This is a genomic window from Pseudanabaena mucicola FACHB-723 (assembly GCF_014696385.1).
Taxonomy (GTDB): domain Bacteria; phylum Cyanobacteriota; class Cyanobacteriia; order Pseudanabaenales; family Pseudanabaenaceae; genus Pseudanabaena.
The window spans coordinates 1-15,217 of sequence record NZ_JACJQB010000026.1 but is presented as its reverse complement, the minus strand read 5'-3'; the positions used below and the strand labels follow the sequence as shown (position 1 = coordinate 15,217).

Annotated in this window: 13 protein-coding genes; 6 read left to right on the top strand and 7 right to left on the bottom strand. The window is 44.0% G+C overall.

Annotated features, from left to right (window positions below):
- Nucleotides 1–61: 61 nt before the first annotated feature.
- Both H6F41_RS12550 and apcD read left to right on the top strand, forming a co-directional pair.
- Nucleotides 62–2,374, top strand: coding sequence for a transglutaminase TgpA family protein (locus tag H6F41_RS12550; protein WP_190403819.1), 2,313 nt, complete (start codon nucleotides 62–64; stop codon nucleotides 2,372–2,374).
- 118 nt (nucleotides 2,375–2,492) lie between these two features.
- Entirely contained in the window at nucleotides 2,493–2,978 is a 486-nt protein-coding gene (apcD, locus tag H6F41_RS12545) for an allophycocyanin subunit alpha-B (RefSeq protein WP_190403853.1), read from the top strand.
- Nucleotides 2,979–3,027: 49 nt separating this feature from the next.
- On the opposite strand, the gene H6F41_RS12540 is transcribed toward apcD, so the two are convergent.
- Nucleotides 3,028–6,672 carry a PAS domain S-box protein gene (locus tag H6F41_RS12540; RefSeq protein ID WP_190403818.1) on the bottom strand — a complete coding sequence of 1,215 codons (3,645 nt, stop codon included), beginning with the start codon at nucleotides 6,670–6,672 and terminating at the stop codon, nucleotides 3,028–3,030.
- 213 nt (nucleotides 6,673–6,885) lie between these two features.
- Here H6F41_RS12540 and hslO point away from each other — a divergent pair, with 213 nt between their 5' ends.
- The 3 genes from hslO (at nucleotide 6,886) to H6F41_RS12525 (ending at nucleotide 9,883) form a co-directional block, all read left to right on the top strand.
- Nucleotides 6,886–7,827 (top strand): Hsp33 family molecular chaperone HslO, encoded by a 942-nt coding sequence (gene hslO / locus H6F41_RS12535; RefSeq protein WP_190403817.1) that lies wholly within the window; start codon nucleotides 6,886–6,888, stop codon nucleotides 7,825–7,827.
- 149 nt (nucleotides 7,828–7,976) lie between these two features.
- Nucleotides 7,977–8,852, top strand: coding sequence for an S-methyl-5'-thioadenosine phosphorylase (locus H6F41_RS12530; RefSeq protein WP_190403816.1), 876 nt, complete (start codon nucleotides 7,977–7,979; stop codon nucleotides 8,850–8,852).
- Nucleotides 8,853–9,040: 188 nt separating this feature from the next.
- The gene (locus H6F41_RS12525; RefSeq protein ID WP_190403815.1) at nucleotides 9,041–9,883 is read left to right on the top strand and encodes an inositol monophosphatase family protein; all 843 of its coding nucleotides are present in this window, start codon (nucleotides 9,041–9,043) and stop codon (nucleotides 9,881–9,883) included.
- Here the strand turns inward: H6F41_RS12525 and H6F41_RS12520 are convergent.
- The 3 genes from H6F41_RS12520 to psaC all read right to left on the bottom strand — a co-directional run bounded on the left by H6F41_RS12520 (nucleotide 9,880) and on the right by psaC (nucleotide 11,952).
- Nucleotides 9,880–10,452, bottom strand: a complete 573-nt coding sequence (locus tag H6F41_RS12520) for a Uma2 family endonuclease (RefSeq protein WP_190403814.1) — start codon at nucleotides 10,450–10,452, stop codon at nucleotides 9,880–9,882. The genes H6F41_RS12525 and H6F41_RS12520 overlap by 4 nt on opposite strands.
- Before the next feature lie 34 nt (nucleotides 10,453–10,486).
- Entirely contained in the window at nucleotides 10,487–11,503 is a 1,017-nt protein-coding gene (locus H6F41_RS12515) for a M14 family metallopeptidase (RefSeq protein WP_190403813.1), read from the bottom strand.
- 203 nt (nucleotides 11,504–11,706) lie between these two features.
- Nucleotides 11,707–11,952, bottom strand: coding sequence for a photosystem I iron-sulfur center protein PsaC (psaC, locus tag H6F41_RS12510; RefSeq protein ID WP_190403812.1), 246 nt, complete (start codon nucleotides 11,950–11,952; stop codon nucleotides 11,707–11,709).
- Between the two features lie 339 nt (nucleotides 11,953–12,291).
- On the opposite strand from psaC, the gene H6F41_RS12505 reads away from it, so the two are divergent.
- The gene (locus H6F41_RS12505) at nucleotides 12,292–13,455 is read left to right on the top strand and encodes a 1-deoxy-D-xylulose-5-phosphate reductoisomerase (RefSeq protein WP_190403811.1); all 1,164 of its coding nucleotides are present in this window, start codon (nucleotides 12,292–12,294) and stop codon (nucleotides 13,453–13,455) included.
- Nucleotides 13,456–13,496: 41 nt separating this feature from the next.
- On the opposite strand, the gene H6F41_RS12500 is transcribed toward H6F41_RS12505, so the two are convergent.
- From H6F41_RS12500 to H6F41_RS18830, 3 genes are all read right to left on the bottom strand, one after another.
- Nucleotides 13,497–13,955: a DUF29 domain-containing protein gene (locus H6F41_RS12500; protein WP_190403810.1), complete on the bottom strand. Its 459-nt coding sequence runs from the start codon at nucleotides 13,953–13,955 to the stop codon at nucleotides 13,497–13,499.
- A gap of 106 nt (nucleotides 13,956–14,061) precedes the next feature.
- A complete protein-coding gene (locus tag H6F41_RS12495) occupies nucleotides 14,062–14,997 on the bottom strand; it encodes a restriction endonuclease (protein WP_190403809.1) in 936 nt (311 codons plus the stop codon).
- A gap of 32 nt (nucleotides 14,998–15,029) precedes the next feature.
- On the bottom strand, nucleotides 15,030–15,217 hold a 188-nt coding region (locus H6F41_RS18830; RefSeq protein WP_206754051.1), incomplete at its 5' end, for a hypothetical protein.

Genomic DNA, 15,217 nt, shown 5'->3' with positions numbered 1-15,217 from the left:
AATTCAGCCAGTTCTTGAGAACTGGCGCTAAGATTGTTGATAGTCAAGAAATTCAGCCAATATGAATACAATTCGACAGCCTCATCCCAAGGTTGGTGCTTTTGAGAAATTGCGAAAAGCCTCGGAATTTACAGTGTCGGGGGTTGAAGATTCGATTCCATTGCGGGTTCTGGTACAGGTTTTTGTATTTATTAGCATTGGCGCAATGGACACGATCGCCAGTTCTAGTAACAGTGTTTGGGCAATTCCCCTCAGTGCGATTGCCGCAGTCTGGGCATGGTATGCCCGACGCAAGCGTAATGTAATTGTGAAACTATTCATTGCGATCGCCATGATTGCGATGCTGGTCATATTTCTGAATGACTTGGTGCGAAATACTGACGAAACAAGGCTATTGCTGGCAAGACTCCTGATCCAATTGCAGGTTTTGCATAGCTTTGACCTACCGCGCCGCAAAGATTTAGGCTATTCGATCATCATTGGCTTGATTCTGATGGCATTGGCGGCAACTCTCAGCCAAACCATGGTGTTTGCCCTATGGTTGATTGCCTTTTTATGTGTGGGTGTCCCCATTTTATTACTCGATCACCGTTCACGACTGGGGGTGAAAACCGAGAGCTTTCAGCCCGAAAAAATGGGAATTTCCCTGCTGCCCTTATCAGGGCTACTGGCGATCGTATTGGTGTTGGGCTTGACGATTTTTGCCTTTCTGCCCCGTTTACCAGGGTTTCAGCTCCGTAACTTTCCTATCAGTGTGAATCTCTCGGTACAGCGCCAAGTACCGCGTGGAGAAATCCTATCTAGACAACAACAGCAAAATCAACAGCAACAGGGTAATAACGGCACGGGAACTGGCACTGATGGCACAGGTGGAAGTGGGGAATTGGACACTTTGCCACCTTTATTTGCCCCTGAAATTGATACGGCTTCATCGGGGGGTAAAGGTTCGCAGCGTCCACCCGAATTGGTGATGCGAGTGCGATCGCAAGCGGAGTTATTTTGGCGAGTGATGGCATACGATGAATATACGGGCAAGGGTTGGCGGATTTCTCGCAATGAGCCATCCCAACTTCGCACAATCAAGCGCAATCCTTTTAATTACGAATTCTTTATCCCATCGCCAATTCATAGCTCAATTGGTTTAAACAAAGAAATCCAAGCGCCCACTCGCCGAGAGGTGGTGCAAACCTACACAATTACTTCAACTAATTTTCCAAATCTTGTGCCTGCGGCGGCTGTTCCCAATCAGGTTTATTTTCCTAGCGAAGAGCTAGATATTGATGCTGAAGGCATGATTCGAGGCCCCGGCCCATTGCCTGAAAATTTAACCTACACCGTCATTTCCAATGTTATTGCTCGCAATCCTCAGCAATTGCGACAAATGCCTGACGAATATCCCCGCTCAATTCGTGAACATTACTTGGATGTTCCTGCCAATTTGTCGCCTGAAGTCAGGAACGCGGCGCTACGTTTGCTAGTGAGCGCTCAGGATCAGTCTGGCAAGCCGATTGCTTTGAATAATAATTACGATCGGGTGATTCAGATTGCCCAAGGGTTGAAGCAAAACTATGCTGTCAAAACCCTCAATTTTGATGAGTCTAGGGGTGATCTTGTTTCTCAATTTATTGAGCAGGGTGGCGGTGAAGAGAGTCATTTTGTGTCCACAATGGCGGTGATGTTGCGTGCTATTGGCATTCCCAGTCGCTATGTGGTTGGGTTTGCTCCCGGAAAATTTAATCCATTTACAGGACTATACGAAGTCCAGAATATTGATACGCAGTCGTTAGTAGAAGTATTTTTCCCCGTTTATGGCTGGGTTTCTTTCGATCCTGTCCCCAACCGACCACTCTTTCCCCCCTCCATCGAAAATAATCGCACTTTTGGGGTAATTCAAACCTTTTGGAATTGGGTTGCTCAATTTTTGCCTAGCCCTGTCAATAACTTTTTTGAAAATCTATTTAATAGTATCGCCAAGTTTGTGGGCGGGATCATTAGTTGGTTGATCGAAATGGGTTGGATTGGGATTGCCTTTGGACTGGCGATCGCCTTTGGTTTCGGCATTGGTGGCTGGGCGCTGTGGCAATTAATGATTTGGTGGTGGCAACTGCGTCGGCTTCAAAAAATGCCAATTCCGCAGCGTACCTATCAACAGATGTTGCAGTGGCTATCGGAGCAGGGTAAACCAAAATCCTCCTATCAAACCCCCCAAGAATATGTGGCGAGTCTTGGAAATCGCGTATCTGAGCAACAGGCAACTGCGATCGCAAAAATCACCCAGATCTATCAAGACTGGCGCTATGGCGATCGGGAAATTGGCTATAACCTAGCTACAGAGCTAAAAATGTTACTGAACCAACTGAAAGCTAAGATCTAAGTCAGTAGATGAAGTGACTACTTTTAGATGAAGATTTGTGATTTTATTACAATATCTTGGCTCATTCACCGCTTTTGGTAGACTAGATGGCGAATATATTAAATTTTTTATTTTAATCATGAGTGTAGTTAGTCAAGTTTTAGAAAGAGCCGACGAAGAACTGCGTTATCCCACCATTTCTGAGTTGCAAGGCGTGCAGAACTTCCTCGCCACTGGTGCTCAAAGAGTACGTATTGCGACAATCTTGGCAGAAAGCGAAGAGAAAATCGTCAAAAAGGCTACCGAAGAACTATTTAGAATCCATCCCGACTACATCGCCCCCGGTGGTAATGCCTATGGTCAGAGACAGCGCAATCAATGTCTGAGAGATTTCACATGGTATATCCGCCTCACCACCTATGGCGTATTGGCAGGTGATAAAGATCCTATCGAAAAAATTGGCATCATTGGTGTCCGTGAAATGTACAACTCTCTGGGTGTGCCTTTGGTGGGTATGGCAGATGCTGTTCGTTGCCTCAAAAATGCGTCTCTAGCATTGCTGAGCAAAGATGATGCTGCGACCACTGAGCCTTATTTTGATTACATCATTCAAGCAATGTCCTAGAAAATAAAAAAAGTGGCGGCGCTAAGCGCCGCCACTTTTTTTTGCTCAGTTATTTTTTTGGCGCGATCGCAATTTTTAGGGTTTGAGATTCCAAAAGCTCGCGAATCTTTTTGATTTGAAAATCACGAGCATAATGGAGAACTTGATTGGCAAAGGGAATCAAGTTACTGTCATGCTCTTTAAGTATCGTCACTTCATCCTGAATTGCCAAAACATCACCCATCCGCGCTAGTTTTAATAGCTGCTCGATAGTTGGCTCAGATGGAAAAATCAGGGGTTGGGTGATCGCAGTGTTACTTATTTCCGAGTGATTATTTTGATTGTTAGAATTGTGGCCTGATTCTTCCTGTTGCCATTCCAAATGTAATAGCGATCGCAAAGTGTAGAACAAAGAATCAGGATCAATCGGTTTCGCGATGAAGTCATCACAGCCCACCGCCATACTCAGACTGCGATCTTGATTAAAGACACTGGCGGAAACCATCACAATTGCTGTGTTCTGGAACATCGGCAATTGACGTAATTGCTTGGTCGTCTCATGCCCGTCGAGATTGGGCATTACCATATCAAGCAAGATCAGATCTGGCTGAAATTGCTGGGCTTGCCTAATGCAGTCATCGCCATCAACGGCTTCTGCCAAAATAAAACCAAGGGGATTCAGCAAGTCTTGCAAGACCATCCGATTCTCAACTTTGTCATCCACAATCAAGATTTTGCGCCGCTTACCCACATAACCCGTAATCGTGCGGCTATCCATTTTGGGATTGGGGGTAGAGTGGGAAACTTCCGCCAGTTCAATTTCAAACCAGAATTTACTGCCAACATTGAGTTGACTCTCAACTTGTAACTTACCGCCCATCATCTCGACAATTTTTTGACAAATTGGTAAGCCCAAACCTGTGCCAGAATAGCGCCGCGCCCGATCGCCCACCTGTTGAAATGGCAAAAAGATCTCTTCCAAACGATCGGGGGCAATTCCCACACCTGTATCTGCGATCGCAAAACATACTTTATAAGTATTGGCATTGCCCGTGGGCTGAGCGCTCACAGACAGCGAAACTGTACCACGATCGGTAAATTTCACTGCATTGCCCAATAAATTGATTAATACCTGTCGTAACCGCTTTTCATCGCCATACATCACCCTTGGCAAGTCACTGAGTTGCTGATAGACCAACTGCACATCCTGTGTTGAAACTTGCAATTGGAACATATCCGTAATGCTTTGCATCAATTTGGATAGCTCAAACTCGCTGAGGTTTAGTTCCAATTTTTTAGCTTCAATTTTAGAAAGGTCGAGAATATCATTAAGCAATGTCAACAAATGCTCACCACTGCGTTGAATAATCTCTAAACCTGCCTTGTGTTTATCAGGATCGTAATTACGTTTGAGGATTTGGGCATAGCCAAGAATGCCATTGAGCGGCGTGCGTAATTCATGGCTCATGTTGGCAAGAAATTCGCTCTTGGCACGGTTTGCCATATCCGCAACTTCCTTAGCCGCCTGCAATTCCTTCTCAGCGCGTTTGCGATCGGTGATATCAGTTCCCACTGATAAAATTTCAATCAGTTCACCTTGATCGTTATAAATTGCTTTGTTTGACCAAGTTACCCATACCCTGCGACCGTCTTTACAGATATTTTCATTCTCATTGAGTTGATATTTTTCGGGCGCACAACATATATCTGCAATCATGCCCCGTAGATCTTCCCCCGATACATCTTGGACAGAGACAATCGTATCTAATATATATGTGCCGATGATCTCTTCTAATTGATAGCCAAAGAACTTTAAGCCATAATCATTCAAAAAACAAATATGCCCTTGGGCATCCCAGCGTAAAATGATGCAGTTTGCCGATTCCACAAGGTCACGATATTTCTTTTCACTTTCCTTAATACTTTCTTCAATAGATTTGCGATCGCTAATATCTTTAAGGGCATAAATTGCAAAGGATCTTTCGCCAAATTCAATACATTCCGAAGAAACCAAACCAATAATTTTCTTACCACTCTTAGACACAAAGGTAGCTTCAAAATCCGCAACCCGATTTTCGCGCTCTAAAATCTCCAACATGCGATCGCGTTCTTGCAAATCAAACCAAAGATTTAACTCTGTGGGATTTGCACCAATGGCCTCCTCGCGGCTATAGCCAGTAATCTCGCTCCACTTATCATTCACCTCAATATGCTTGCGGGTCTCCGTCGATAGTAACGCCATTCCATCAGGGCTAGAGCGGAAAGCCTTCGCAAATTTTTCCTCCGAAGCCCTCAAGGCAGCTTCCGTAACTTCATGCTCCAAAATCTCCTGTTGCAAAGCTTGCGTTCGCTCCGCCACCTTCTGCATCAATAGGTCTGAATATTCCTCTTGACGAAGGTGATCTTTTTTCATTTGACGAATCATCTGATTAAAAGAAGTTGCCAATATTGCTAGTTCCTTTACCAAACATGAATATTCCACCTTTTGATCGAGATTCCCATTGGCAATCGATTGACTGGCGAGGCTCAGTTGCGTAATCGGACGGCTAATCCACCGAGCGGCAAAAATCCCACAAACTGTTGTCAATCCCAATGCCAACACACACAATACCAGCGTAAATCGGGTGTTAAAGAAAATCTGTGACATAAACTCAGATTCAGGAACCACCACCACAATTCGCCAATTCAGACCATAGGTATCATTGAGTTTCCCCACCTGAATAAAATATTTCTCTCCATCCACATAAATACTTGACTGTTGAATCTGATCAGAATTTACACTGGAGAGCTTAAAGTCACTCGCAAGACTTGCCGCCGCTACCCTTGTTAAAGGATCTAGACTGTTAATTGCCAAAATCGGCTCAGGCTTAGTTTTCCAAGAAATAGCGATATTTCTGATTAAGTCAAAACTAGAAGTCGCCACTAGCTTACCTGATGGGTCAATGATAAAAGTCTGACCACGTTCACTAGCTTTAGTGTTTTGCAAAAATAGATTAATATCCCCCAACAACATCGACACCCCTAACACCCCTCGAATTTCCCCCGTGGGTTCATATATTGTCTTAATCGCCGTGATTGCCATTTCCTCGGTGATTAAATCAGTGTAAATTTCATACCATGTGTTTTTTTTAGCTTTTACTAATTCCTGATACCAAGGTCGCTCAACAAGATTAAATCCTCCCCTAGGCAATAGAAGCATCTGTGGATTGCCCTTAGTATCAGCCATGTAAGTTGAAGATAAACTCTCTAACGCTAAATTTTGATGGATGCGTCTTACCCCAAAATACTGTCCTGAAGTATTTGCCACATAGATATTATTAATCTGTGAAAAGCTGCGTAACTGCTTGGAAAAGTGATTCTGGATTTTGCTTCCCTGTTCCGCATCCATATTCTCGACATCAATACTGTTGGCATTGAGATCATTGAGGATATAGGGCAGTTCTAAATATGAATGCAGGCGATTTTTGACCTGCTCGGTCACCTTGCTGCGAAGTTGCCCCGCGAGTTGAGTCACGGCATCATGACCATTCCGAAAAGATAGCCAGCCAATTAGCCCCACAATGCCAAAAGTGCTTACCAAAAAAGGGACAATAATCAACAGACTTAACGGAATTTTAAACCCCTTAATATTCTGGCAATTGACATTATTGCTATTGACGATTCCCACAGATGTGTTTGGACGACTGGGTTGAGAAGGAGGAGGAATTATGGTCATAGCAAATCATTCACATCATCCACAAAGGTGGCTATTTTTCTATCCTAAAGCCTGATCTGTATGCTTACGCTCAATCTTTGCATACGCAAACTCAAGCTAACATCAAGCTAACATAGATGTTAAATCAGTTAATACTTGGACTGCCCTATAGGGCATTGAGTTTTACGTTTATTCTTACATTTAGCTTCTTATTTATTAAGTTAGGAAAATTTCATGACTGATCGCTTAGTTCGCGCTCTCACCGCTGATGGTCGAGTTCGTGTCATTGGGGTAAATATTGCCCAATCTCTTGCCGAAGCTCATCGTCGGCACAAGCTCTCGCCCTTAGCCACAGCAGCCCTCGGACGTACCATGAGCGCCAGTCTATTGCTTGCCTCAAATATGAAACAAGCCCAAGCAAGAGTTAATGTTAGGGCCGCAGGAGATGATAGTGGTCTTGGGCTTGTTTATGCGGATGCTGGCTTTGATGGAACGGTACGCGGCTTTGTATCTAATGCCCATTACGATTTAGCTCCCTTAGCGAATGGGCAGCAAAATGTGAGTCAGGGTATCGGTCAAACAGGACTCTTAAAAGTAATGCGTGATGTTGGCTATGGTGATCCCTATAGCAGTACCGTTGAGTTAATTACAGGAGATATTGCCAACGATGTTGCTTGGTATTTGGCTTCTTCGGAGCAAACTTTTTCTAAGCTAATCCTAACGGAAGTAATCGATCAAAATGATAGTCAGTCGCCTGTGAAGGTTGCCGCAGGAATTTTAATGCAGATTATGCCTAAGGCAACATTGCGGGCTGCCAAAGCTAAAAATCGATCGCAAGAGGAGCTATTGGCGCAACTAGAAACTAAAAATAATCCTCAACAACTTACCGATCTCTTGCTTGAAGGCAAAGAAATCGAAGCGGTAATGACGGAGTTATTTGCGGATATGAATTTAGATATTTTGCCAATGACTAAAGATGTCAAATTCCATTGCCCTTGTAGTTTTGAACGCATGTTAGCCGCCATGAGGATGTTTGGTAAGGAAGAGCTAGAGTCAATGATTGCTGAGGGAAATGGCGCTGAAGCAACTTGTCATTTTTGCAGCGAGGTTTATCACGCTACTACCGAGCAGTTGCAGTCTTTACTGCCAGATGCACAGGTCGGAGCAACTGCTTAAAACCCAAAATCGTGAGTCGCCCGCGAAGCGAGCGACTCACGATTTTGGGTTTTAATTATGTTTAGCTACTTAATACACTTGAAGACAGCTATATTTACGGATATTCCGACTCCCAGTCTCTAATCACAATTTGCATAATTTACAAATCTATGACAGTTAATGCACAAATTGGCATCATCGGTGGCAGTGGACTCTACAAAATGTCTGCCCTGACTGATATTCAAGAAGTTAATATCGATACTCCCTTTGGCAAAACCTCCGATGCCTTTATCTATGGCAAGTTATCAGGAACTCCTGTGTTATTTCTCGCAAGGCATGGTCGCTCACATCACCTATTGCCTTCGGAAGTTCCCTATCGTGCCAATATCTATGCGCTCAAGAGTCTTGGTGTGGAATATATTATTTCTGCATCAGCAGTTGGCTCTTTGCAGGAATATGCGCGTCCCCTTGATATTGTGTTGCCCGATCAATTCATCGATCGCACTACGAGCCGCACCTCGACATTTTTTGGTCAAGGGGTAGTTGCTCACGTTGCCTTTGGCGAGCCAATTTGTAAGTCTTTGCTATCGGTTGTTGCCGCGGCGGCTGAAGGGATTGACCTTGGTCGTAATAAAGTCCATAAAGGCGGTATTTATCTATGTATGGAGGGGCCAGCTTTTTCGACTAAAGCCGAATCGGTGCTATATCGCAGTTGGGGGGCAAAGGTGATTGGCATGACTAATCTCACTGAAGCAAAGCTCGCCCGTGAAGCTGAAATTGCCTATGCCACGATTGCTTTAGTTACTGACTATGATTGTTGGCATGATGATCATGAAAGTGTCACTGTCGATATGATCATTCAAAATTTACATAAAAACGCGGTGAATGCCCAACAGGTAATTCAAAATGCAGTTGCCAAGATTGCGGCAAATCCGCCTAAATCTGAAGCACACCATGCGCTAAAGACTTCTATCCTCACAGATTTGAGCCAGATTTCCACGGAAAGCCGTGAACGACTGAAAGTGATTTTGCAAAAGTATATTTAAAAAACTTACAAAGATGGGGCAGTGCTAGGCACTGACCCATCTTTGTATAGAAATTAAAGTTTTGCTTAAGATGTAAAACCCAAGAAATGAGCGGCGGTAATTTGTGCCGTCACAGTACATATTTTGCTTGACAGTCTTGAGGGTCAAGTTCTAACTTGACAAACAGGATCTATAAAATTTGGGAATATATGACTAATTCGGCTTCTGTTAGTAAAGAGCTACTACAAACCTGCTTAGATGTTGCTACTGAGGCTGCCTGTGCGGGGGGAGCGATTTTAAAATCTTACTGGGGAAATTTGCAGGAAATTGAAGAAAAACGCCCTGGAGATTTGGTGACGATTGCCGATAAACAATCGGAAGCCATGGTGTTATCAATTTTGCAGCGTCATTTTCCTGATCATGGAATTTTGGCGGAAGAATCAGGGGTATTAGGCAATACCGAAAGCCGATATTTATGGGCAATTGATCCCCTTGATGGCACAACTAATTACGCGCACCAATATCCTTTTTCTTCGGTTTCGATTGCTTTATTAATTGATGGAGTGCCATCCGTTGGGGCAATTTATGACCCATTTCGTGATGAGATTTTCCGAGCCGCCACAGGTTTGGGCGCAACCCGTAATCGTTTGCCAATTCATGTTTCTAACACCTCAGAACTCAGCCGCAGTCTCTTAGTCACTGGTTTTGCCTACGATCGCACCCTTGTTGAAGATAACAATTACGCTGAATTTTGCCATTTCACCCATCTCACCCAAGGCGTAAGACGTGGTGGATCGGCGGCGATGGACTTAGCCTATGTTGCTTGTGGACGTTTAGATGGTTATTGGGAAAGAGGTCTGTCGCTGTGGGACTTAGCGGCGGGTGTGGTGATTGTGCGCGAGGCGGGCGGTATGGTGACGGCTTACGATGGCAGCGCCCATATTCCCAACTCAGGAAGGTTGTTAGCAACTAATGGTCATTTGCATCAACAGATGATTGATGAGTTGTCACTAGTTAAGCCTTTGCCCTTTAAGTTTCCCTTTGGACGTTAGAACTCTACATTTTCGTAAATTTCTGACAGGCTAATCTCAATACCCAATGATGTTAGTTCAAGTCGATTTTCTAACTGTGAATATTCCCTTAATAACCATTGATTAGCCCCCTGTTTCAGATAATGCTCAACATGGGGCTTAGTTTGGTCAATCAGTAAATATTCTTGAAAGGAGGGAATACTGCGATAATCAGCAAACTTTTCGCCGCGATCATAGTTTTTGGTGGAATTTGATAGCACTTCCACAATCAAGATTGGCTCTGTTACGGTGTCTTTGCGTCCTTCTTGCAAGGCGATTGGGCGCGATACAACCATCACATCGGGGTACGTATAGGCTTGGCGATCGGGAATAAATAGTCTTTGATCGGTCACAAAGACCTGTAAGGGTTTACCTTTCAGAGATACCCTCAGAATTACTGTGAGTGCGCCAATAATTTCATTATGGGTAGGAGTGCCGCCTGTCATCTCAATAATTTCTCCTTGACGATATTCATGGCGGTTTGTGGATTTGACCTCCAAGTTTAGATATTCTGCAGGAGAGATTACTTTAACTGGTGCTGCAACTGTCATACTGTCACCTCCATAGTGGCAAGGTACTTATACTTTATCTTTTTTGCTCAACCGTCAGTCTTTCCATGAGGTAACAAAGACAATCTTGGCGCACGATGTCGGTGTTGAGGGTCAGCATTGATGGCATCACGGCAGTTTTGAGGATAATTTCGCCATCGACAATCTGGAAATAGCGATCGCAATTTTCCTGCCCATCTTCACTAACAGCGATTAAGCGAGCTTGCTCCGTTTTGGCTTTGCCAAATTTTGCGCCCACTGGTAACTCGCAAAAATTCAAGCAATCCATCTCGTCAGGAAAAGTAATGTCATCATTAGGAGTACCCGTAAAACTAAAGTTAATCTCTTCAGGTACTTTGACGATCGCCACCGTGTGAAACAGGTCAATATCCGCGATCGCACCGTCGGGCAAACTATCAAAGCTATCAAGATTGAGACAAGTCTCCACATATTCCAAAGCGTGTGCCGTGCCATCAGCTTTGTCAGGCTGTCCACATTCCAAAACAATCGCAGGACAAAATTCACCAAAGGCGTAGGACTGCACGGTTTTGGGATTGGTGTAATACACCACATTTTTATCGAATAGTCGTGCCAAATGACGAGAATGTTTATCTAAGCGCGTAATACAGCCATAGTGCGGATTTCTACCCGTATTGTTGTGAATGTCGATACTGGCAAATACACCTTGCGATCGCATCTCCGCAATTACCTTTTGCGCCATAATTTGCTCTGGCAATGGGCAATCGCTCATTTGCCAAATGCGATTGTAATCGGGCTGGTTTACTAAATGCCTTTGACGATATCTTGCCCCCTCAATATTCCCGATAAATAACGATAGCGATCGCGGTAGTTTTTGATGCTGATATTTGTGTAATAACTCGCGCATGGCTAGCCAGCTTGTGGTTTCATTGCCATGTAACAAAATCGAAACAAATAAGGGTGGTTGGCGTTCACCTTCGAGGTGAATCAATGTGGGGCGCTCAAGTAATTGCCAAAGTTGAGTCGAGTCGAGTTCTAGTAAACCGTCAGGAATGCGATCAAAAATATCAAGCATAAAAAATATATTCATATAGAGACGGCGCGTAGCGCCGTCTCTATTAAAGCAAAAGGCACGCTATGCGTGCCTTTTGCTTTTTAAAAACAATTTAGGCGTGCCAATTGGTGCGCCTAAATTTAAATGCAGGATAAAGAATAATTGCACTTAATGAAAAATAAACCAGAATCTTACTAACTAAGCTTAATAAAAATATTATGAAATTAGTAGGTAAGACCCATGCTGCGGGAGGTTTCAGCTCCCAAGTAGACACGGACGCTTAGGAAGTCAGTGGGGCAAGCAGTTTCGCAACGTTTGCAACCAATGCAGTCCTCGGTACGTGGAGAAGAAGCGATTTGACCCGCTTTGCATCCATCCCAAGGAACCATTTCCAAAACATCACAAGGACAGGCACGCACGCATTGTGTGCAGCCGATACAGGTGTCATAAATTTTGACTGCATGCGACATATTGCTATTGCTCCAATCAATATATGTACCTATTCAAAATAAAAAATAGGCACGGGATGTTTAAAACCAAGTTTATCGTAGAGGTTTACATTCAATGCTCAGATTGTGAGATAACTTAAAACAAATTAATATTTGAGGCTGTGATCGAGGTTAAACCCAAAATAGAGTTGCGGCGCTACTCTATTTTGAGTTTTGGTCTTAACTTGCTTGGCTATAGCTATAAAAAGGTGGGGCGGTGCTTAGCACCGCCCCACCTTTTTGCAGATTTTAAAGCGATCGCTCAAAAAACTATGCAAGACTTTAAATAATTAAATAACAAATGTTAATAAGAAATTTCCTATGAAACGCATCACCCTGCTTGGCTCCACTGGCTCGATTGGCACACAAACATTAGACATCGTGGCGGAATACCCTGAAAAGTTTCAAGTAGTGGGGATGACCGCAGGAGGAAATATTGATCTATTCGCTCAACAGATTCGTCAGTTTCAGCCCGAAATTGTGGCAATTGCCAATGAGTCTAGGTTAAGTGAACTCAAGGATGCGATCGCAGATTTAGCCGTGAAGCCAATTTTGCTAGCAGGAGCCGAAGGGGTAGAAACCGTGGCAGCCTATGGAGACTCTGAGGCAGTGATAACGGGAATCGTGGGTTGTGCAGGACTATTACCGACGATAGCGGCAATTAAGGCGGGTAAAAACATAGCCCTTGCCAATAAGGAGACATTGATTGCAGGGGGCGAGGTAGTCGTGCCATTGGTCAAAAAACATGGTGTAAAACTATTGCCTGCGGACTCCGAACATTCGGCAATTTTCCAATGCTTGCAAGGAGTACCTGAAGGTGGACTGCGGCGGATTATTCTCACGGCTTCGGGTGGTGCATTTCGCGATCGCCCCACCGAGGAGCTAGCATCCGTCACTGTTGCTGATGCCCTCAAGCATCCAAACTGGGCAATGGGTCGCAAAATCACGATTGACTCAGCAACTTTGATGAACAAAGGATTAGAAGTCATCGAAGCGCATTATCTCTTTGGTGTCGATTACGACAAGATCGAGATTGTGATTCATCCCCAAAGTATTATTCATTCCCTGATCGAACTAGAGGATACTTCCGTATTAGCGCAACTTGGTATTCCTGATATGCGTTTACCTCTGCTCTATTCCCTCTCCTATCCCGATCGCATCCCTACCCAATGGGAGCGCCTCGATCTGGTCAAATGTGGCACACTCACCTTCCGCGAACCCGACCACCAGAAATATCCCTGTATGGATCTCGCCTATGCCGCAGGTCGCGCAGGTGGCACAATGCCTGCGGTGTTGAATGCTGCTAATGAGCAGGTGGTAGAACTATTTCTGCAAGAGCGGATTCGTTATGTGCAGATTGCCGATTTGATTAAACATGTTTGCGATCGACACAATTGTGTGTCTAAGCCAGAGCTTGAGGATATTCTCGAAGCTGACAAATGGGCAAGAAATGCAGTTGTCGAGCAAGTGGTGGCTAAGGTTTAAAGAGAATGGCAGCGCGGGAGCGCTGCCATTCTCTTTTTTGTCTATGGCAAGAAATCTTGATCTAGGGATTGTTCAGGGGTAAAAGGTGAAGTTTCAGGAAATGTGGCGATCGCCAATTGTGTTTCAATTTTGGCTTGTCTCCTTGCGTCTTGATAGCATTGCTCAAAATATTGATGAAAATATCGCTTAAGGCTAGGGCTGTCCTCAAAGGCATCACGGAGACGACGGCGATGTTCGGCAATGGTTAATTCCCAACTGGTTGAGCGCTTTTCTGGTTGATATTTCCACTTTAATAAATGCCACAAAACCACAACTAAGTTGCTTTTTAGCGCTGATTTTTCACTCCGACCCATCGTCTCAATCTCTTCTAATAGATTCGCCACATCCAATTCCGCAAGCCTGCCTTGGCGTAGTAATTCTACGGTCATGACAAGCCACAAATTAAAGTCACGATCGTACAGGTCGGATAAATGTTGCTCAACTAATAATGTCTGTGTCATGAGCTTAGCCTATTAATATTTGCCATCAACAAGACGATAGATTTACATTGTATCTTCTCCCAATACAGCGCTTTGTGCGATGCAAGTAGCGCGGCACTTTTTGAGATTAGATGCTTTCATCAAAGTAATCGCTGTCTATCTTCTTAACTGGATAGAGGGATATCGTTGAAACGCCAACGTCGTTTTCGATCATTAAACTGGTTAACTGCTCACCATCAATCAAGACAATTTTGCTGCCAATTTGAGATACATAATTTCTTGCCTCTTCCGTAAATCGGGATGTAGTGATAAAAATCCCCTTATTAGCTCTCTGGGCTTGCAGTGCGCCAGCAAATTGCATTACGTCAGGTCTACCTACAGACGTGCTACCCCAGCGCTTTGCCTGAATATAAACAACGTCAAGACCAAGCTTATCCTCTTTGATAATGCCGTCGATACCGCCATCTCCACTTTTCCCGATCGCTCTTCCAGCGTCAGTGCGAGAGCCGCCATAACCCATTTTCACCAAGAGTTCGACGACTACGCGCTCAAAAAATGCGGGTGAGGTTGTCTTGAGTTTGGCAAGTAACTCATCTGCTAATTCATCCCGAAGATTTTCATAGGCGGCTTCTAAAGCTTCGGAGGGAGTAGCAACCGAGATGTCAGGTATTGATTTGTTTTCAGTATTGCCTTTGCCATTTCTCGTCCTTGTGCCTTTTAATTTCTTAAATTCAAGAAATTCAGGATATTTTTCAAGGAATTTGACATTTAAGACCTTGGGCTGCTTGGCGAGAAGTTCACGTCCTCTTGTTGTGATTTGGTAGTACCCTCTGCGAGTAGGTTCTAGAAGTCCAGCTTTTTTAATATGCGTTGCAGCCCAACCGACTCGGTTACCAAAGGTGGACTGAGTACCACTAGGCAGCATTTCTCTCAGGTCTTCCTCTGATAAATTTAATTCTTGCGCTAAAACCTCAACTGCCTCACTTGTAGTTACCTCGCCATTATGAGTTCCTGCATACTTGAGCAGAGGTAACATGAGACTTTGATAATCTGGTACTGCCATTGAGAAATAGATTGCTTATCTTCTTGTGATACTTATTCTATCTTTGCGGGGTATATCAGAGAAGTGAAAATTTTCTTGACATTCTTGTGATCACCCCAATCAAGAGCGATACCCAAGCCAATAAGTAGCCATGCAGAATTATTTACACATATCCGAACTAATGGGAAGATTCTAAGAATCACCATATCCGAACTAATTACTGTGAGACTAATTGAGCCAC

Bases quoted from the DNA above. Each gene is read 5' to 3' on its own strand.
- hslO (WP_190403817.1), top strand. From the start codon at position 6,886: ATGACTGATCGCTTAGTTCGCGCTCTCACCGCTGATGGTCGAGTTCGT.
- H6F41_RS12525 (WP_190403815.1), top strand. From the start codon at position 9,041: ATGACTAATTCGGCTTCTGTTAGTAAAGAGCTACTACAAACCTGCTTA.
- H6F41_RS12495 (WP_190403809.1), bottom strand. From the start codon at position 14,997: ATGGCAGTACCAGATTATCAAAGTCTCATGTTACCTCTGCTCAAGTAT.
- H6F41_RS12540 (WP_190403818.1), bottom strand. From the start codon at position 6,672: ATGACCATAATTCCTCCTCCTTCTCAACCCAGTCGTCCAAACACATCT.
- apcD (WP_190403853.1), top strand. From the start codon at position 2,493: ATGAGTGTAGTTAGTCAAGTTTTAGAAAGAGCCGACGAAGAACTGCGT.
- H6F41_RS12515 (WP_190403813.1), bottom strand. From the start codon at position 11,503: ATGCTTGATATTTTTGATCGCATTCCTGACGGTTTACTAGAACTCGAC.
- H6F41_RS12500 (WP_190403810.1), bottom strand. From the start codon at position 13,955: ATGACACAGACATTATTAGTTGAGCAACATTTATCCGACCTGTACGAT.
- H6F41_RS12505 (WP_190403811.1), top strand. From the start codon at position 12,292: ATGAAACGCATCACCCTGCTTGGCTCCACTGGCTCGATTGGCACACAA.
- psaC (WP_190403812.1), bottom strand. From the start codon at position 11,952: ATGTCGCATGCAGTCAAAATTTATGACACCTGTATCGGCTGCACACAA.
- H6F41_RS12530 (WP_190403816.1), top strand. From the start codon at position 7,977: ATGACAGTTAATGCACAAATTGGCATCATCGGTGGCAGTGGACTCTAC.
- H6F41_RS12550 (WP_190403819.1), top strand. From the start codon at position 62: ATGAATACAATTCGACAGCCTCATCCCAAGGTTGGTGCTTTTGAGAAA.
- H6F41_RS12520 (WP_190403814.1), bottom strand. From the start codon at position 10,452: ATGACAGTTGCAGCACCAGTTAAAGTAATCTCTCCTGCAGAATATCTA.